This window comes from Streptomyces narbonensis, assembly GCF_014649015.1.
GTDB classification, from domain to species: Bacteria; Actinomycetota; Actinomycetes; order Streptomycetales; family Streptomycetaceae; genus Streptomyces; species Streptomyces narbonensis.
Genome location: NZ_BMSF01000191.1, coordinates 1 through 532, shown reverse-complemented (window position 1 = coordinate 532; position 532 = coordinate 1). Strand labels below are relative to the sequence as shown.

1 protein-coding gene is annotated in these 532 nt (G+C 35.0%); it reads left to right on the top strand.

Annotated features, from left to right (window positions below; all coding sequences use genetic code 11):
* Positions 1 to 310: 310 nt before the first annotated feature.
* On the top strand, positions 311 to 532 hold a 222-nt coding region (locus IE124_RS36435), incomplete at its 3' end, for an RNA-binding protein (RefSeq protein WP_189514080.1).

The following is a 532-nucleotide window of genomic DNA, read 5'->3' as shown; positions in this document are numbered from 1 at the left end:
GGTCTTTTCAAACCACCTTCTCTAAACGCTTCTCCTTCTTTCCAACCATATGATATCAGATATTCTTTGCTATCCATGTCCGATTTATTCTGATAATATTTCCGCTTGTATCATTCAATTTTCTATGTACATCATGACAATGAATTGTAGAGTGCATCAATGTCTTTTTTAAAGTCATCGCTAAAAAATTTTCAGGCGGGAACTTATTCAAAATGGCAGATTTACTACAACATTGAAAACCCTTTATATTTATTATATGAGAATCATTAGCGATAAACAAGCCCACATATTCACTTCATAATCTGTGATAATGGAGTATGGACATCACGCTAGACCAGATTCAAAACGACCATTGGATGAAGGATCACCAGCAGCCGCAGGATTAACTTCTAAGAAGGCGAACGAAGCTTTAACAAGAAATAGAGAATTAACAACTGTATTAGTCAAAAATTTGCCTAAGAGCTATAATCAAAACAAAGTCTATAAGTACTTCAAACATTGTGGGCCCATTATACACGTTGATGTTGCGGAT